We start from the raw sequence: 14,478 nt of genomic DNA on the forward strand, positions 1-14,478 counted from the left end.
GCGCTCTCCCGCCACGGGGGCACGACGAGGGGCCGCTCGAAAGGTGCTGAGGGGTGGGCCGTTTGGGGCGCGTCCGATCGTCGGAGGTCACGGGACGGACGAGGAGACTCAGGGCAGGTAGTCGACCAGGCGGCCCGCGAGGGCGGTGTAGGTCTGCGGGGTCAGCTCGAGGAACCGCGCCTCGACCTCGGCCGGCAGCCCGAGCCCGCGGACGAACTCGCGCAGGTCGTCGCCGTTGATCCGGCGGCCGCGGGTCAGCTCCTTGAGGCGCTCGTACGGCTCCTCCATGCCGGGCACGCCCTGCGCGCCGAGGGCCCGCATGGCCGACTGGATCGGCTCGGCGAGCACCTCCCAGTTGGCCTCGAGGTCGGCGGCCATCGCCGCGGGGACGGCATCGAGACCGGCCAGTCCGCGGGAGACGTTGTCGAGGGCCAGCATCGAGTGGCCGAAGGCGGTCCCGATGTTGCGCTGCATCGAGCTGTCGGTGAGGTCCCGCTGGAGCCGGCTCTCGACGAGGGTCGAGCCGAGCACGTCGAGCAGGGCGTTCGAGACCTCCAGGTTGGCCTCGGCGTTCTCGAAGCGGATCGGGTTGACCTTGTGCGGCATCGTGCTCGAGCCGACGGTGCCCTGCCCACGGACCTGGGCGAAGTAGCCCATCGAGATGTAGGTCCAGAGGTCGGTGCAGAGGTTGTGCAGGATCCGGTTGAAGCGCGCCATGTCGGCGTAGAGCTCGGCCTGCCAGTCGTGGCTCTCGATCTGGGTCGTCAGCGGGTTCCACGTCAGGCCGAGGCCCTCGACGAACTCCCTCGACACCGCTGGCCAGTCGACGTCGGGCAGCGCGAGGAGGTGGGCGCCATACGTGCCCGTCGCGCCGTTGAACTTGCCGAGGTACTCCTGCCGCTCGACGCGGCGCAGCTGCCGGGTGAGCCGCCACGCGAGCACGGCGAGCTCCTTGCCCATCGTCGTCGGGGTGGCCGGCTGGCCGTGGGTGTGGGCGAGGAGCGGGACGTCGCGCAGCTCGCGCGCCATCGTGCCGAGCTGGTCGACGAGCGCCCGCGCCTTCGGCAGCCAGACGTCGGTGACGGCGCCCTTGACCATGAGCGCGTAGGCGAGGTTGTTGATGTCCTCGCTCGTGCAGCCGAAGTGGATGAGCTCGGCCAGCCCCCGGTCCTCGTCGGCGGGTGCGATCTCCGTGAGGCGTCGCTTGAGGAAGTACTCGACCGCCTTGACGTCATGGACGGTGACCCGCTCGATCTCGCCCAGCTCGGCGACCTGCTCCGGCCCGAAGTCCGTGACGACACGGCGCAGCGCCGCGATCTCGTCGTCGGTCAGCTTCCGCACGCCGGGCACGACACCGTGGCTCGTCTGGAAGATGAGCCACTCCACCTCGACGTGGACCCGCTCCCGGTTGAGCGCCGCCTCGGACAGGTGGTCCACGAGCGGCGCGACCGCCGCCCGGTAGCGACCGTCGAGCGCCCCGAGGGCGATGGGCGGGGTGGCGTCAGCGAGCGAGGGCATGCCGTCATCCTCCCAGCCGCGCTGGGCCACGCCCAAAACCATCCCGTATGCCGCTCACCCCGGTTCGGCGGGCGCGTCGGCGCCCGCTCCCGCCGGAGTCCCCGTCGAGTGAGCGCTCCGTCCCATGAGTCACGTGGGTGCCGGTCCGGTTCGCCCGTCGAGTGAGCGCTCCGTCCCACCCGCCTCAGCCGCGGTCGGGCAGCTGCATGATCGCGAACGTCTCTCCCTCCGGCCCGGCGACGACCGCTGTGCGGCCGTAGGGGGTATCCTGGGGCAGCTGCGGCACCCCGCCTCCGAGGCCCGGGATCCGCGCCACGGTTGCGTCGCAGTCCTCGACGGCGAAGTAGACCCTCCACTGCGATGCGTCGTCGATGCCGGCGTCGCTCGGCAGCGCACCGATCCCAGCGACCGGGTCGCCCTCGCCGAGGCGCGCCACGGCATAGCGGAACCCGCCGTCGCCTATCTCCTCGAGCTGCCAGCCGAACACGCTCGAGTAGAAACCCTTGGACGCCTCGTAGTCGCGGCTCATCGTCTCGCTCCAGCACATGGCCCCCGGCTCGCCGAGGAGCTCCATGCCGCTGTGGGCGCCCGTCTCCCACAGCCCGACGCTCGCGCCGGCCGGGTCGACGAGCACGGCGGCCCGGCCGAAGCCCCGGTCCTGGTCCGGCTCGGAGCCCACCTCTGCGCCGGCGGCCTCGGCACGGTCGGTCGCGGCGCCTGGGTCGTCGACCGCAAGGTAGATGGTCCACGTCGGGGTCATCCCCACGTCCTCGACGGGCTTCCGGCCGATGCCGGCGACGACGCGACCGTTGCGCTTGGCGACGCGGTAGCCGGCCTCATTGCTGGTCGGTGCAGGCGCCCTCCAGCCGAGGACCTCCTCGTAGAAGGTGGCCGCGCGCTCGACGTCCTCGACGAGCAGGTCGGCCCAGCACGGTGTACCGGGGACGAACGGTGACTCTGGGGCGGGCATGCGCTCTCCTGTCGTCCGGGCGTCGGCGGCTCCGGCGCCGTCCTACCTAGACAACCACGCCAGGCGCGCCCGTGCAGGTCCCCGGCTCGGTCCTGGCCCGACCGGGGGGGCGGGCTCATTCCTCCTCGTACGGGAGGAGCACCGAGAAGACCTCGCCCTCCGGCCCTCGGAGCACGGCGCCGAGACCGTAGGGGCCCTCGAACGGTCCGTTCAGCAGGGTCGCGCCCAGGGCCAGTGCCGTGCCGACCGTCTCGACGATGGCCTCGGTGGCGAACGACGCGATCCAGTGGGAGGGGATGTCCTCGGGCCACTCGGACCCGATCTCGGAGAGTCCGAAGGCGGGGTTGCCGTCGCTGGTCGACGCGGTGGCCCACCGTGGGCCGCCCTCCTCGGTCTCGTCGGCGAACTCGGTTCCGAACACGGCCTCGTGGAGCGCCTGCACCTTGTCGTACTCGCGCGTGGCCAGCTCGTTCCAGGTCAGCGCCCCGGCCTCGTCGAGGGTGCCGGAGCCCGGCAGCCACCCCGGCTCCCACAGCCCGAAGAACGCGCCCCCCGGCCCGGTCGCGATGAGGCTGCGCGCGAGCCGGCCGATCGTCGCGGGACGGCCGAGTGGGCGGCCGCCGTGCTGGGCGATGGCCCGCCCAGCGGCATTCACGTCATCGACGCGCAGGTAGGTCGTCCACTGGCTCGGCACCGGTGCGCCTTCGGGACGACGGCTGAGCCCCGCGACCGGGGCACCGTCGAGGAGGGCGAGCGGGTAGCCGCCCGTCTGCTCGTCGCCAGGACGCCAGGTCCAGCCGAAGAGCTCAGAGTAAAAGCGCTGTGCCGCAGCAGGATCCGTGACAAGGAGGTCCACCCAGCAGGGGGCCCCGACCGGATACGCCGGGATGGTCAGTCTCAGCTCGTCCATCACTCAGCGGAGCCGTTCCTTCAGGTGAGAGAGGATCCCGTGGCAGGCCGCCTCGACCTCACGGAAGCACCTTGCGAAGGCGGCCTCGTCGCCGTACCAGGGATCGTCGGTCTGGAGCGTGCCCTCGGCGACGGCCTTCGGGTCGAACTCTCGGACGAGGCGGATCTTGTCGCGGTCCGCATCCGTGCGGGCGAGTCGCCGCAGGGCTCGCACGTGGCCGAGGTCGGAGGCGAGGACGAGGTCCACCTCGTCGAACGTCGTCTTGTCGAACTGCCTTGCCCGGTGAGTCGATCCGTCGTAGCCGTGCCGGTGCAGCACCTCGATCGTCCTCGGGTCTGCCTGTTCCCCGACGTGCCAGTCGCCGGTGCCGCTCGAGGTCACCAGGACCCGGTCGGACAGGCCGGCCTCCTCGACGAGCTGGGTGAGGATGACGTCGCCCATCGGGGACCTGCAGATGTTGCCGCTGCACACGAAGGTGACATGCAGGGATGAGGGGGGCATGGGCACATTCAACACCGTGCGGTGCGGCGGCTGCGGGAGGCACAGTGTCGGTGGTCGATGGGACGGTTTCGCCATGACGACAGGACAGGGGCCGTCCGGGCCGGAGGAGCTGGTGGAGCGGTTCGCGCGATGCGTCGCGGCGCGGGACGTGGCGGGCATCGTCGAGCTGTATGCCGCCGACGCCGTCGTCAGCCTGCGCGACGGTCGCGAGGCGGTCGGGTGCGAGCAGATCGGTGCGGCGTTCGTGGCCGCGCTGGCCCGCGGTCTCGACCTCGCGGTCGAGGCGGCGGGGACGCCGATCGTCCGCAACGGCGTCGCCTGCACCTCGACCCGGACCGTCGACGGCCGCGTCTGCACGCAGGTCGCGAGGCAGTCGGCGGACGGCTCCTGGCAGTGGCTGCGAGACGGCTTCCGGCTCCGCGAGCTCGGGATCGACGAGGTGGAGCTCCCACGACGCGAGGTCGCCTGACCGAGGCACGCCGGCGGCACGTCGGAGGAGATGCGCGAAGGAGGCTGCGCGGCATACGGGCTCGGCATCGGCGACCACGCGTCGAACAGGCGGGCAGCGGCGCGGAGGCGGAGGCGTAGGTTGCAGCCTGTGTCCGACGCGACCGACGCCGCTGCCTCCGCGAGCCCCCGCGCCTCGCACCTGATCGACCTGACTCCGCTGCAGGTCAGCCCGGCGTTCGCACGGCTGTGGGCGGGCAACACCCTGTCCGGCATCGGTGCGGTCATGACGAACACGGCCGTCGGGCTGCACATCTACGACCTGACGCGGTCGACGTTCATGGTGTCGCTCGTCGCGTGGTTCTCCCTCCTGCCGATGATCGCCGCCGGCCTCTACGGCGGCGCGATCGCCGATCGCTTCGACCGGCGTGCCGTCGCCCTCGTGTCGTCGGTCGTCGCCTGGCTCTCCACCGTGGCGCTCGCCACCGTCGCATGGGGCCGGCTCGAGGACGTGTGGGTCTTCTACGTCATCACCACCGTCAACGCGGTCGCCGCGACCATCGCGTCGGCGACCCGGCAGGCGATCACGCCGCGGCTGCTCCCGGTGTCGCTGCTGCCGCAGGCCGCGGCGCTCAACGGCATCGCCATGGGCTTCATGGTGACCCTCGGACCGGCCGTGGCCGGCGTTCTCGTGGCGCGAGTCGGGTACCAGTGGACCTACACGGTCGACGTCCTGCTCTTCGTCTTCGGCTTCCTCGGGCTGTGGACGCTGCCGAGCATCCAGCCGGAACGGGCGCCGGACGGGCACGTCGTCAGTGGCATCGAGGCGGTGCGCCACGGGCTGCGCTACCTGCGCGAGGCACCGAACATCCGGATGAGCTTCGTCGTGGACATCATCGCGATGACGTTCGGGCAGCCGATCGTGCTGTTCCCTGCGGTCGGTGCCATCGTGCTGGGCGGCGGTGCCGTGACCGTGGGCCTGCTAACCGCGTCGTATGCCGTCGGCAGCATCCTCTCGAGCGTCTTCTCGGGGCGGGTCACCGGAGCGCGCTGGCAGGGCCGGGCGATCCGGGCGGCGATCACGTCATACGGGCTGGCGATCCTCGGGCTCGGCCTGGCGCTCGGCGTCGTGACCGTCGGGGGCTGGTCGGTGCAGTCGTCCGACTTCGCGAACGTCAACGTGTGGGGCCTGGTCGCCTCGTGCGCCTGTCTCGCGTGGGCCGGTGGCTCCGACAACATCAGCGCCATCTTCCGCACGACGATCCTGCAGGCGGCGGTGCCGGATGCGATCCGGGGCCGGATCCAGGGGATCTTCACCGTCGTCGTGTCCGGCGGGCCGCGGGTGGGGCAGATGTTTGTCGGGTCGCTCGCAGCGGTATCGGTGACCTGGCTGCCGCCTTTCGTCGGAGGGGCGCTCGTGGTCGTGCTCGTCTGGGTTGCCGTCGCGCGGGTGAGGTCATTCCGCGACTACGACGCCCTTGACCCGCACCCCTGACCAGCGCGCGGATCGGCGCGGATCAGGCGTCGGCGTCGGGGAAGCCCTTCGGGTTCTGGCTCTGCCAGCGCCACGTGTCGACGCACATGTCGTCGATCGTGCGGGTGGCCCGCCAGCCCAGCTCGGTGTTCGCCCTGCTCGGGTCGGCGAACGAGACGGCGACATCACCCGGGCGGCGCTCGACGACCCGGTAGGGCAGCTCGCGCCCGACCGCCCGCTCGAACGCGTGCAGCATCTCGAGCACCGAGGTGCTCTGCCCAGTGCCGAGGTTCCAGATCCCGACCGGCTCGTCCATGGTGCCGAGCCGGTTGAGGGCGGCGAGGTGTCCGGCGGCGAGGTCCTCGACGTGGATGTAGTCGCGCTCACCGGTGCCGTCGCGGGTGGGGTAGTCGTCGCCGTAGACGCTCAGGTACTCGCGGCGGCCGACCGCGACCTGCGCGATGTAGGGCACGAGGTTGTTCGGGATGCCCTGCGGGTCCTCGCCGATCGTGCCGCTGGCGTGGGCGCCGACCGGGTTGAAGTACCGCAGCAGGGCGAACCGCATCGACGGGTTGGCGACGGCGATGTCGCGCAGGATCTGCTCCTGCATGACCTTGGTCCAGCCATAGGGGTTGGTGGCTGACGTCGGGCGGTCCTCGGTCGCTGCCTCCTGGTCGAGCCCGTAGACGGTGGCGGATGACGAGAAGACGAGCTTGTCGACGCCGTGCCGGCGCATCGCCCGGACGAGCGAGAACGTCGAGCCGAGGTTGTTCTCGTAGTACTCGAGCGGCATCTCGACACTCTCGCCGACCGCCTTGAGGCCCGCGAAGTGGATCACGGCATCGATCTGCTCGTGCGCGAAGAGGTGCTCGGTCTTGTCGTGGTCGGTGAGGTCGAACGCGTGGACCGGCAGGTGCTCACCCGTCAGCGCCTCGAGGCGGTTGACGACGGACGGCTTGCTGTTGGCGAAGTTGTCGACGATGACGACCTCGTGCCCCGCGGTGACGAGCTGGACGACGGTGTGCGAGCCGATGTAGCCGGCCCCACCACTGACGAGTACGCGCATGGTCGCCAAGCCTAACGACCCCCCAGAGGTATGCCGCCCACTTCCCGCAGCTCAGCGACATACCTCCCGCTGGGGTCCCCGGGACGAAGCGCTCACTCGACGTGAGGCGCGTGGGACGAAGGGCTCACTCGACGTGTGGAGGGTGGGACGAGGGGCTCACCCGACGTGATGTCGGGGTCAGGTGACGAGGAAACCGGCGAAGGCCATGGCCAACAGCGTGATCGGCATGGCGACGAGCACGGCGGCGAAGAGATACATGAGCGCCGAGGCGAGCGGCACGGACATGCCCCAGATCCGGGCCGGTTGGAGCAGGCCGATCCGCAGCTTGGCCGCCGAGGGGGTCGAGCCCATGGCCATGCTGCCGGCCGGGCTGTGCCCACCACCCGCCATGCCGACGATGGCGCGCGCCGTCGGCATCGTCCCGACGTCCCGGACCGCGGCCCGGTCCGCGAGCACCTCGATGAGCAGGTGGACCTCGCGCAGGGCTGTCTCGGAGCGGACGAAGGGCGGGACCGCCTCGTGGACGACGGTGAAGAACTCGAGGATCAGGTCGTGGCGGGCGGCGAGGTGTGCCTTCTCGTGGGCGAGGACCGCGTCGAGCTCCTCCTGGGGCAGCCGGTCGATGGTGCCCTGGCTGAGGACGACGCGGCGGCTCATCCCCGGCAGACAGTACGCGGTCGGGGTCGCGTGCTCCAGGACGCGCAGGTGCGGGTCGTCGTGGGCCGCGAGGACGTCGACGAGCTCGCGGTGCCGTTTGCGGACGATGCGCAGGTTGCGGCCGACCCGGTGCCCGGCCACGAGCAGTCGCGCGAGGACGAGCCCGCTGATCACGCAGGCGAGCGCCACGAGGCCGAGGTACTCGGCGATCCGGGACTGTTGTCTCACGATGAACGGCACGGCGGCCGGCGCGGTGAACAGCGCGGCCAGGACCGCGGCCACGGCCGTCGACTGCCAGACGACGAGGGCGGCCCGCGGTGCGCCCCGGAAGCTGGTGAAGCCCGCCATGAGCCGTGGCACAGGCCATGCGAGGGCCACGGCCAGCAACGCCAGCGGGAGGATGTACACCGAGTATCAGGTCGCCTTCTGACGGCGACCCCGTCCCGGCGAGGTCGGGGCCGCGGTCTCGCGGGCCTCGAGCTCGGCCAGGGCGGCGCGGAGCTCGTCGATCTCCTCCGGGGTCGACTCGTCGAGGAAGTGGAGCAGGGCGCTGCGGCGCTCGGTGCCGGCGAGCTCGCCGAGGGCGTGGCGCATCGTCTCCGAGGTCAGCTCGTCACGCGAGGACGCCGCCGTGTAGCGCCAGGCGCGGCCGTCGCGCTCGCGGCTGACGAGACCCTTCTTGGCCATCCGGTCGAGGACGGTCATCAAGGTGGTGTAGGCGAGGTCGCGCTGGACGCCGACGACGTCGTGCACCTCACGGACGGTGAGACCCTCGGGATGGGACGGGCCTTCGGCCCAGAGGTGCTCGAGAACGGCACGTTCGAGGTCGCCGAGGCGGTTGCGGGGGGTCGTGGACATGGTGACTCCAAATCTACTCGGGCGGGCGCTTCAGCGTGATCACCTGATCGAAGAGCGAGAGCCCCTCCGGCCGGTGGGTGGCCATCACGATGGTTCGGTGGGGACCGCGGCGATCGTCCGCGGCCAGGAGGTCGGTGACGACGGCCGTGGCCGTCGGCGGGTCGAGGTGGGCGACGGGCTCGTCGAGGAGGATGACGGGCCGGCGGCTGAGATGCGCGCGGGCGATGGCGAGCCGGGCACGCTCGCCGCCGGACAGCCCCCGGCCGCCTTCTCCGATGCGGGTGTCGAGTCCCTCGGGGAGCGCGGCGAGGAGAGGCCGCAGTCCGGCCCGCGCGAGGGCGTCCGTCAGGTCGTCGTCGGTGGCGGCCGGTCGGGCGAGGCTGAGGTTGGCGCGCAGGGTGCTCGCGAAGATGTGGGGCTGGTCGTCGACGACGGCGACCTGGTCGCGGACACGGCCGGTCCGGAGGTCGGTGACATCGACGCCGTCCCAGGTCAGGGCGCCACCCGTCGGCTCGAGGTGGCGGGCGAGGACGGCGAGGAGGGTGGACTTGCCCGACCCGTTCGCGCCGACGAGGGCGACTCGTGAACCGGCGGGTACGTCGAGCGTGATCGGCCCGACGTCGGTCCTCCCGCCGGTCCACGAGGCTGTGAGGCCGTGCGCGGCGATGCGCGGGGCGCCGGCCCTGGCCGGCAGGTCGGTGGTGCCGCCGGCGCCGACGGCCGGGTCGAGGCCGAGCAGTGCGTCGATGCGTGCCTCGCTGCCCTTGGCCCGGGCGAGGGCCCGCATGGCATCGGTGAGCGGCGTGACGACCTCGCTGACCGCGACGGGGGTGAGCAGGAGCAGCGCCTTGGCGGGTGCGGCGAGCGGCAGCGGCCACACGACGACGGCGGTGAGGACGACGGCGCCGCCGACGAGCAGCAGGAACGCCGCCGAGGCGGTGGCCCGTCCCAGGCTCTGCCGGCGGGTCGCGGCCGTGAACGTCGCCTGGGCCTCGTCGAGCCAGCCGAGCGCGGTGCGCCACCCGCCGACGGCGCGCAGCTCGGTTGCCTGGCTCGTCATCAGCTCGCTGACCCTGGTCACCTCGGCGCGGGCGCTGAGCAGCTCTGTCAGAGAACGTGACTCGAGCCGGTAGGCGAGCACACAGACGAGCACGATGGCGGCGGCCAGTCCGGTGAGAACCAGCCCGACGCCCGGGACGAGCCAGCTCGTCAGGCCGATCGCGAGCATGCCCGCGACGAGCGACGAGATCACGGGGACCGTGACGCGCACCTGCGCGTCGACGACGTCGTCGAGGTCGTCGACGACTCCGGTCAACACATCGGACCTGCGGCGACGGCCCAGTCGCGCCGGGGTGAGCGGGATCAAGGCGGTGTATGCCGCGCGCCGCCGTCGAGCGAGGAGCGCGAGGGCCGCGTCGTGGCTGACGAGGCGCTCCCAGTAGCGGAACACCGGCCGGGCGATGCCGAAGGTCCGGACGGCGACGATCGCCGTCATCAGCGTGAGGATGATGGGTCGCTCCGCCGCGCGGACGATGAGCCAGCCGCTCGTCGCGGTGAGGGCCATGCCGGAGGCGGAGGCGATCCCACCGAGAATGCCGCCCCTGACGATGCCGGGGGCGGGTCGGGCCAGACCCTTCCCCGGTTTGAGGTATTCCGGTGCACGGTGCGCCCACCCGGACACCTCTTCTCGTGGCAGGGTGGCGGCGGCGGAGGATGTTGCGGCGGAGGACGTGGACGCAGTGGAGCAGGGTGCGGTGGAGGTGCTGCCGCCCCTGGCCCTTGGGTCGGTCGTCGCAGCGTTGGCGATCCACATCTTCATCGCGGTTCCTCCTCTCGGTTGAGGTATTCCGGTGCTCGGCCCGCATAGGCGAACACCTCATCCCGGGCAGGGGTGGGTGGGTTGAGGTGGACGTGGTGGTCGGCGAGGGTCACCAGCTCCGGGCGGTGTGTCACGGCGACGACGACGCGGCGTTCGGCGAGCTCACCGATGAGCTGGTGGGCCTCCCGGGCGGCGTCACCGTCGAGGTGGGCGGTCGGCTCGTCGAGCAGCACCAGCGCCTCGGTCGAGAGCCAGGCGCGGGCGAGGGCGATCCGCTGCCGCTGCCCGGCCGACAGTCCGAACCCGTCGTCGCCGAGGGCGGCGTCGAGGTTCCCCGGCAGGGCCGCGACGACGCCGTCGAGGCCGACGCGGCGCAGTGCCTCCCACACCGCCTCGTCGCCCGCGGGGTGACCGAGGGTCACGGCAGCCCGCACAGTGCCGGCCGGGATGAAGGGCCGCTGGGTGACGAGGTGGGCCGGTGGAGCCGTGACCGTGCCCGTCGTCGGGGTCCGGAGCCCGGCGAGGAGCTCGAGCAGCGTGGACTTGCCGACCCCCGAAGGCCCGGTCACCACGGTGAGGCCGGGAGCCAGCCGAAGCGTCAGGTCACGGATGACGGGAGCGAGCTCGGCGGCATACCGGTACTCCACCGCCCCCACTTCCGCGAACGGACCGCTCGAGGGCGAGCTGGAGGGCAGAGCGGCGCGCTCGATCCCTCCCGGCCCGTTCGGGGAGGCCTCGAGGTGGGCGAGGATCTCGTCGAGGGCGACGGCGCCGTCGGCGGCGGAGTGGAACTCGGCCCCGACGCGGCGGATCGGCCAGTAGGCCTCGGGGGACAGGAGGATCGCGACGAGCCCCGCGCCGAGGGACATCGACCCCCACGAGAGGCGTAGGCCCACGACGACGGCGACGATGGCGACGGAGATGCTGGCGAGCAGCTCGAGCGCCGCCGAGCTGAGGAACGCGATCCGGAGGGTCGCCATCGTGGCACTGCGGTGGCGCTCGCTGATCTCCTCGACGACCCCGGCCTGGCGCCGCGCTCGCCCGTAGCCGACGAGCGTCGGCAGGCCTCGGACCACGTCCAGGAAGTGTCCCGACAGCTGGGCGAGGGCGGCCCACCGGCGCTCGGTCGAGGCCTGCGTCGCCTTGCCGATCAGCGCGGCGAAGACGGGCAGGAGCGGCAGGGTCAGCACGACGATGACCGCGCTCGGCCAGTCCACGACGGCGAGGGTGGCGATCGCGAAGACGGGGACGAGCGCGGCGGTCAGGAGGGTGGGCAGGTAGCGCGCGGCATACGGCTCGACGGCGGTTGCTCCCGACGTGGCGAGGGTGACGGCGGAGTCTGCGTCCGGTCGGCGTTCCACCGGGAGCCGCCCCCACGCGCCGAGCAGGGCCGATCGCAGCCGGGTGGAGACCGCCGCGCCGGCCCACGCGGAGACGATGTCGGACCCGGCCGCGAGGAGCGCACGTGCCCCGAACAGCGCCGCCAGCCAGACCGCCGGTGTCGTCACCGACGTCCCGTCGACGACGGCGACGACGAGGGCGCTGAGCGCGAAAGCCGTCGTGACCGTGAGCACGCCGCTCAGCACCCCGACCGCCGTGAGGGCAGCGATCGGCGTACGGACCGTGGGGACGGTCCGGAGCAGGCGCAGGTCGAACGGCTTCACGTCTGGTGTCCCCCGGTCAGTGGGCGTGCTCGAGCACGACGTCGGCGGGGATGTGCTGCGTCGTGATGCGCTTGCGGAACACCCAGTAGGTCCAGCCCTGGTAGAGCAGGACGAGCGGCGTGAAGATCACCGCGACGATCGTCATGACGGTGAGCGTGTAGTGCGAGCTGGACGCGTTCTCGGTCGTGAGGCTCCACGCCGGGTTCGTCGTCGAGGGCATGACGTTGGGGAACAGCAGGAGGAAGTAGGTCGCCACCGCCATCGCGATCGTGACCGCGGTCCCGATGAAGGCGAACCCTTCTCGGTCCCGCGTGTTGGACCACAGCGCGCCGACGAGGGCCACGGCCGCGACGACCGTCGTCAGCCACGAGGCGAGACCGCCGTGCTGCAGGCCGAGGACGAGCAGGAGCAGCACGGCGAGGCCGGCGGCCGGTACGCCCGCACGGGTCGCGATGCGGCGGGCGTCGAGCCGGATCTGCCCGTCCGTCTTGAGCGCGAGGAAGATCGCGCCGTGCGTGACGAAGAGCGCGACGAAGGTGAGGCCGCCGAGCAAGGCGGTGGGGTTCAGCAACGTGAACAGGTTGCCGGTGTACTCCTTCGCCTCGTTGATCGGCACGCCGACGACGAGGTTCGTCAGGGCGACGCCCCAGAGGAACGCCGGGACGAGCGAGCCCCAGAAGATGGCGAGGTCCCAGCGGCGCTTCCAGCTCTCCTCCGGCCGCTTGTGGCGGTACTCGAAGCCGAGGTTGCGCAGGATGAGGGCGACGAGGATAAGCAGGAGCGGGAGGTAGAAGCCGCTGAACATCGTGGCGTACCAGTGGGGGAACGCGGCGAAGGTCGCCCCGCCCGCCGTGAGGACCCACACCTCGTTGCCGTCCCAGACAGGGCCGATCGTGTTGAGCATGACCCGGCGACGCTTCTCGACCTCCGCGTCGGCCGCGGTGGCGGCCACGTCCGCGGCGGCCCGCTTGCGGCCACCGAGGACGGGCAGGAGGACGCCGACGCCGAAGTCGAACCCCTCGAGGACGAAGTAGCCGGTCCAGAGGACGCCGATGATGATGAACCAGACGGTGCTGAGCTCCATGACCAGCCCTCTCAGTAGGCGAAGACGAGGGGAGCATCCTCGTCCCGGTCGGACGGTCCCTGGGGCGGCTCGTGAGGCTCGGCCCCTCGGCGCACGTAGGTGAGGAAGAGCTTGATCTCGACGACAGCGAGCGCGCCGTAGAGCAGGGTGAAGACGGCCATCGACGTGATGACCTCACCCATCGACACCCCGGGCGAGACGCCGGCACCGGTCGTCATGAGCCCGAAGACGAGCCACGGCTGGCGGCCGACCTCCGTGAAGATCCACCCGAAGGAGTTGCCGATGACCGGCAGGATCGGCGCGGCGATCGCGGCCCAGTAGAGGAGGCGGTGCGTGGGGGTCCGGCCCTTCCGGGTCAGCCACAGGACGGCAACCGCGATGGCGGCGGCCGCCATCCCCACCCCGATCATGAGCCGGAAGGTCCAGTACGTGGTCGGGATGTTCGGCACGTAGCGGGTCGCTGCGTCCTGGACCAGTGGGTTGCCCGAGGCGCCGTAGGTGCTCAGGTACTGGGCGCGAAGGTCGTTGATGCCCTCGACCGCGCCGCTGAACGACCCGGTCGCGAGGAAGCTCAGCAGGCCGGGCACCTCGATGAGCGCGTTCGTGTGCTGGCCGTCGAGCGAGCCGATGGTGAGCACGGAGAAGGGGGCGCCCTCGCCGGCCGGCACCGAGTCGTAGATCGCCTCGGCCGCGGCCATCTTCATCGGCTGGACCTCGGTCATGATCTTGCCCTGGACGTCGCCGGTGAGGGCAACGCCGAGGCCGGCGACGAGCGTGACGACCGCGCCGATCCGGGCAGCCTTGCGGTAGAGCGGCGCGTCGGGGGCCTTCCGGATCGCCTCGCGGCGCATCAGGTGCAGGCTCACGCCCATGATGACGCCGCCGCCCACCATGTAGGCGGCCAGGGCGACGTGCGGGAAGGTGACGAGCTGCACCTTGTTGGTGAGCACGGCGAAGAAGTCGGTCAGCTCGGCGCGGCCCGTGGCCGGGTTGTACTCGTAGCCGACGGGGTGCTGCATGAAGGAGTTGGCCGCGAGGATGAAGTAGGCCGACAGGAGCGTGCCGATGTGGACGATCCACATCGTCGCCGCGTGCAGCTTCTCCGGAATGCGGCCCCAGCCGAAGATCCAGAGGCCGAGGAAGGTCGATTCGAGGAAGAAGGCGAGCAGCGCCTCGATCGCGAGCGGCGCACCGAAGATGTCACCGACGAACCTGCTGTAGTCCGACCAGTTCATGCCGAACTGGAACTCCTGGACGATGCCGGTGACGAGCCCGAGGGCGAAGTTGATCGTGAAGAGCTTGCCGAAGAACTTCGCGAGCCGCATCCACTCCGGGTCGTGGGTGCGGACCCACTTCGTGTGGAACCACGCGACGACGGCGGACAGGCCGATCGTGATCGGGACGAAGAGGAAGTGGTAGACGGTCGTGATGGCGAACTGCCATCTCGCCAGATCGGTTGCATCCACGGTTTGTCTCCCGGAGGGCCTTTTCACTACGGAACGTAGTAGAT

13 protein-coding genes are annotated in these 14,478 nt (G+C 71.4%); 2 read left to right on the plus strand and 11 right to left on the minus strand.

Translation table 11 applies throughout. The annotated features are described in order from the left end of the window. Positions 1-108 precede the first annotated feature (108 nt). The 4 genes from purB to ACTHJJ_RS18905 all read right to left on the minus strand — a co-directional run bounded on the left by purB (position 109) and on the right by ACTHJJ_RS18905 (position 3,899). Positions 109-1,518 carry an adenylosuccinate lyase gene (purB, locus tag ACTHJJ_RS18890; RefSeq protein WP_440304491.1) on the minus strand — a complete coding sequence of 470 codons (1,410 nt, stop codon included), beginning with the start codon at positions 1,516-1,518 and terminating at the stop codon, positions 109-111. A 184-nt stretch (positions 1,519-1,702) separates the two neighbouring features. Next, a complete protein-coding gene (locus ACTHJJ_RS18895; protein WP_440304492.1) occupies positions 1,703-2,488 on the minus strand; it encodes a VOC family protein in 786 nt (261 codons plus the stop codon). Positions 2,489-2,603: 115 nt separating this feature from the next. Next, positions 2,604-3,398: a VOC family protein gene (locus ACTHJJ_RS18900; protein WP_440304493.1), complete on the minus strand. Its 795-nt coding sequence runs from the start codon at positions 3,396-3,398 to the stop codon at positions 2,604-2,606. Positions 3,399-3,401: 3 nt separating this feature from the next. After that, positions 3,402-3,899, minus strand: a complete 498-nt coding sequence (locus tag ACTHJJ_RS18905; protein ID WP_440304494.1) for a low molecular weight protein-tyrosine-phosphatase — start codon at positions 3,897-3,899, stop codon at positions 3,402-3,404. Positions 3,900-3,972: 73 nt separating this feature from the next. Here ACTHJJ_RS18905 and ACTHJJ_RS18910 point away from each other — a divergent pair, with 73 nt between their 5' ends. Further along, positions 3,973-4,368, plus strand: a complete 396-nt coding sequence (locus ACTHJJ_RS18910; RefSeq protein WP_440304495.1) for a YybH family protein — start codon at positions 3,973-3,975, stop codon at positions 4,366-4,368. A 129-nt stretch (positions 4,369-4,497) separates the two neighbouring features. Continuing rightward, on the plus strand, positions 4,498-5,841 hold the full coding sequence (locus ACTHJJ_RS18915) for an MFS transporter (RefSeq protein ID WP_440304496.1): 1,344 nt from the start codon (positions 4,498-4,500) through the stop codon (positions 5,839-5,841). 22 nt (positions 5,842-5,863) lie between these two features. Here ACTHJJ_RS18915 and galE read toward each other — a convergent pair whose 3' ends face one another. From galE to ACTHJJ_RS18950, 7 genes are all read right to left on the minus strand, one after another. Further along, positions 5,864-6,886, minus strand: a complete 1,023-nt coding sequence (galE, locus tag ACTHJJ_RS18920) for a UDP-glucose 4-epimerase GalE (protein ID WP_440304497.1) — start codon at positions 6,884-6,886, stop codon at positions 5,864-5,866. 177 nt (positions 6,887-7,063) lie between these two features. Further along, the gene (locus ACTHJJ_RS18925; RefSeq protein ID WP_440304498.1) at positions 7,064-7,951 is read right to left on the minus strand and encodes a M56 family metallopeptidase; all 888 of its coding nucleotides are present in this window, start codon (positions 7,949-7,951) and stop codon (positions 7,064-7,066) included. A gap of 6 nt (positions 7,952-7,957) precedes the next feature. Further along, entirely contained in the window at positions 7,958-8,401 is a 444-nt protein-coding gene (locus ACTHJJ_RS18930; RefSeq protein WP_440304499.1) for a BlaI/MecI/CopY family transcriptional regulator, read from the minus strand. Between the two features lie 13 nt (positions 8,402-8,414). Next, positions 8,415-10,220 carry a thiol reductant ABC exporter subunit CydC gene (cydC, locus tag ACTHJJ_RS18935; protein WP_440304500.1) on the minus strand — a complete coding sequence of 602 codons (1,806 nt, stop codon included), beginning with the start codon at positions 10,218-10,220 and terminating at the stop codon, positions 8,415-8,417. Next, positions 10,217-11,884, minus strand: coding sequence for a thiol reductant ABC exporter subunit CydD (gene cydD, locus ACTHJJ_RS18940; protein ID WP_440304501.1), 1,668 nt, complete (start codon positions 11,882-11,884; stop codon positions 10,217-10,219). Before cydD ends, cydC begins: the two co-directional genes overlap by 4 nt. 16 nt (positions 11,885-11,900) lie before the next feature. Then, entirely contained in the window at positions 11,901-12,968 is a 1,068-nt protein-coding gene (gene cydB / locus ACTHJJ_RS18945) for a cytochrome d ubiquinol oxidase subunit II (RefSeq protein WP_440304502.1), read from the minus strand. Between the two features lie 11 nt (positions 12,969-12,979). Beyond that, positions 12,980-14,434: a cytochrome ubiquinol oxidase subunit I gene (locus ACTHJJ_RS18950; RefSeq protein WP_440304503.1), complete on the minus strand. Its 1,455-nt coding sequence runs from the start codon at positions 14,432-14,434 to the stop codon at positions 12,980-12,982. Positions 14,435-14,478: the final 44 nt, after the last annotated feature.

Origin of the sequence: Intrasporangium sp. (assembly GCF_051961875.1) — a bacterium.
GTDB lineage: Bacteria > Actinomycetota > Actinomycetes > Actinomycetales > Dermatophilaceae > Intrasporangium_A.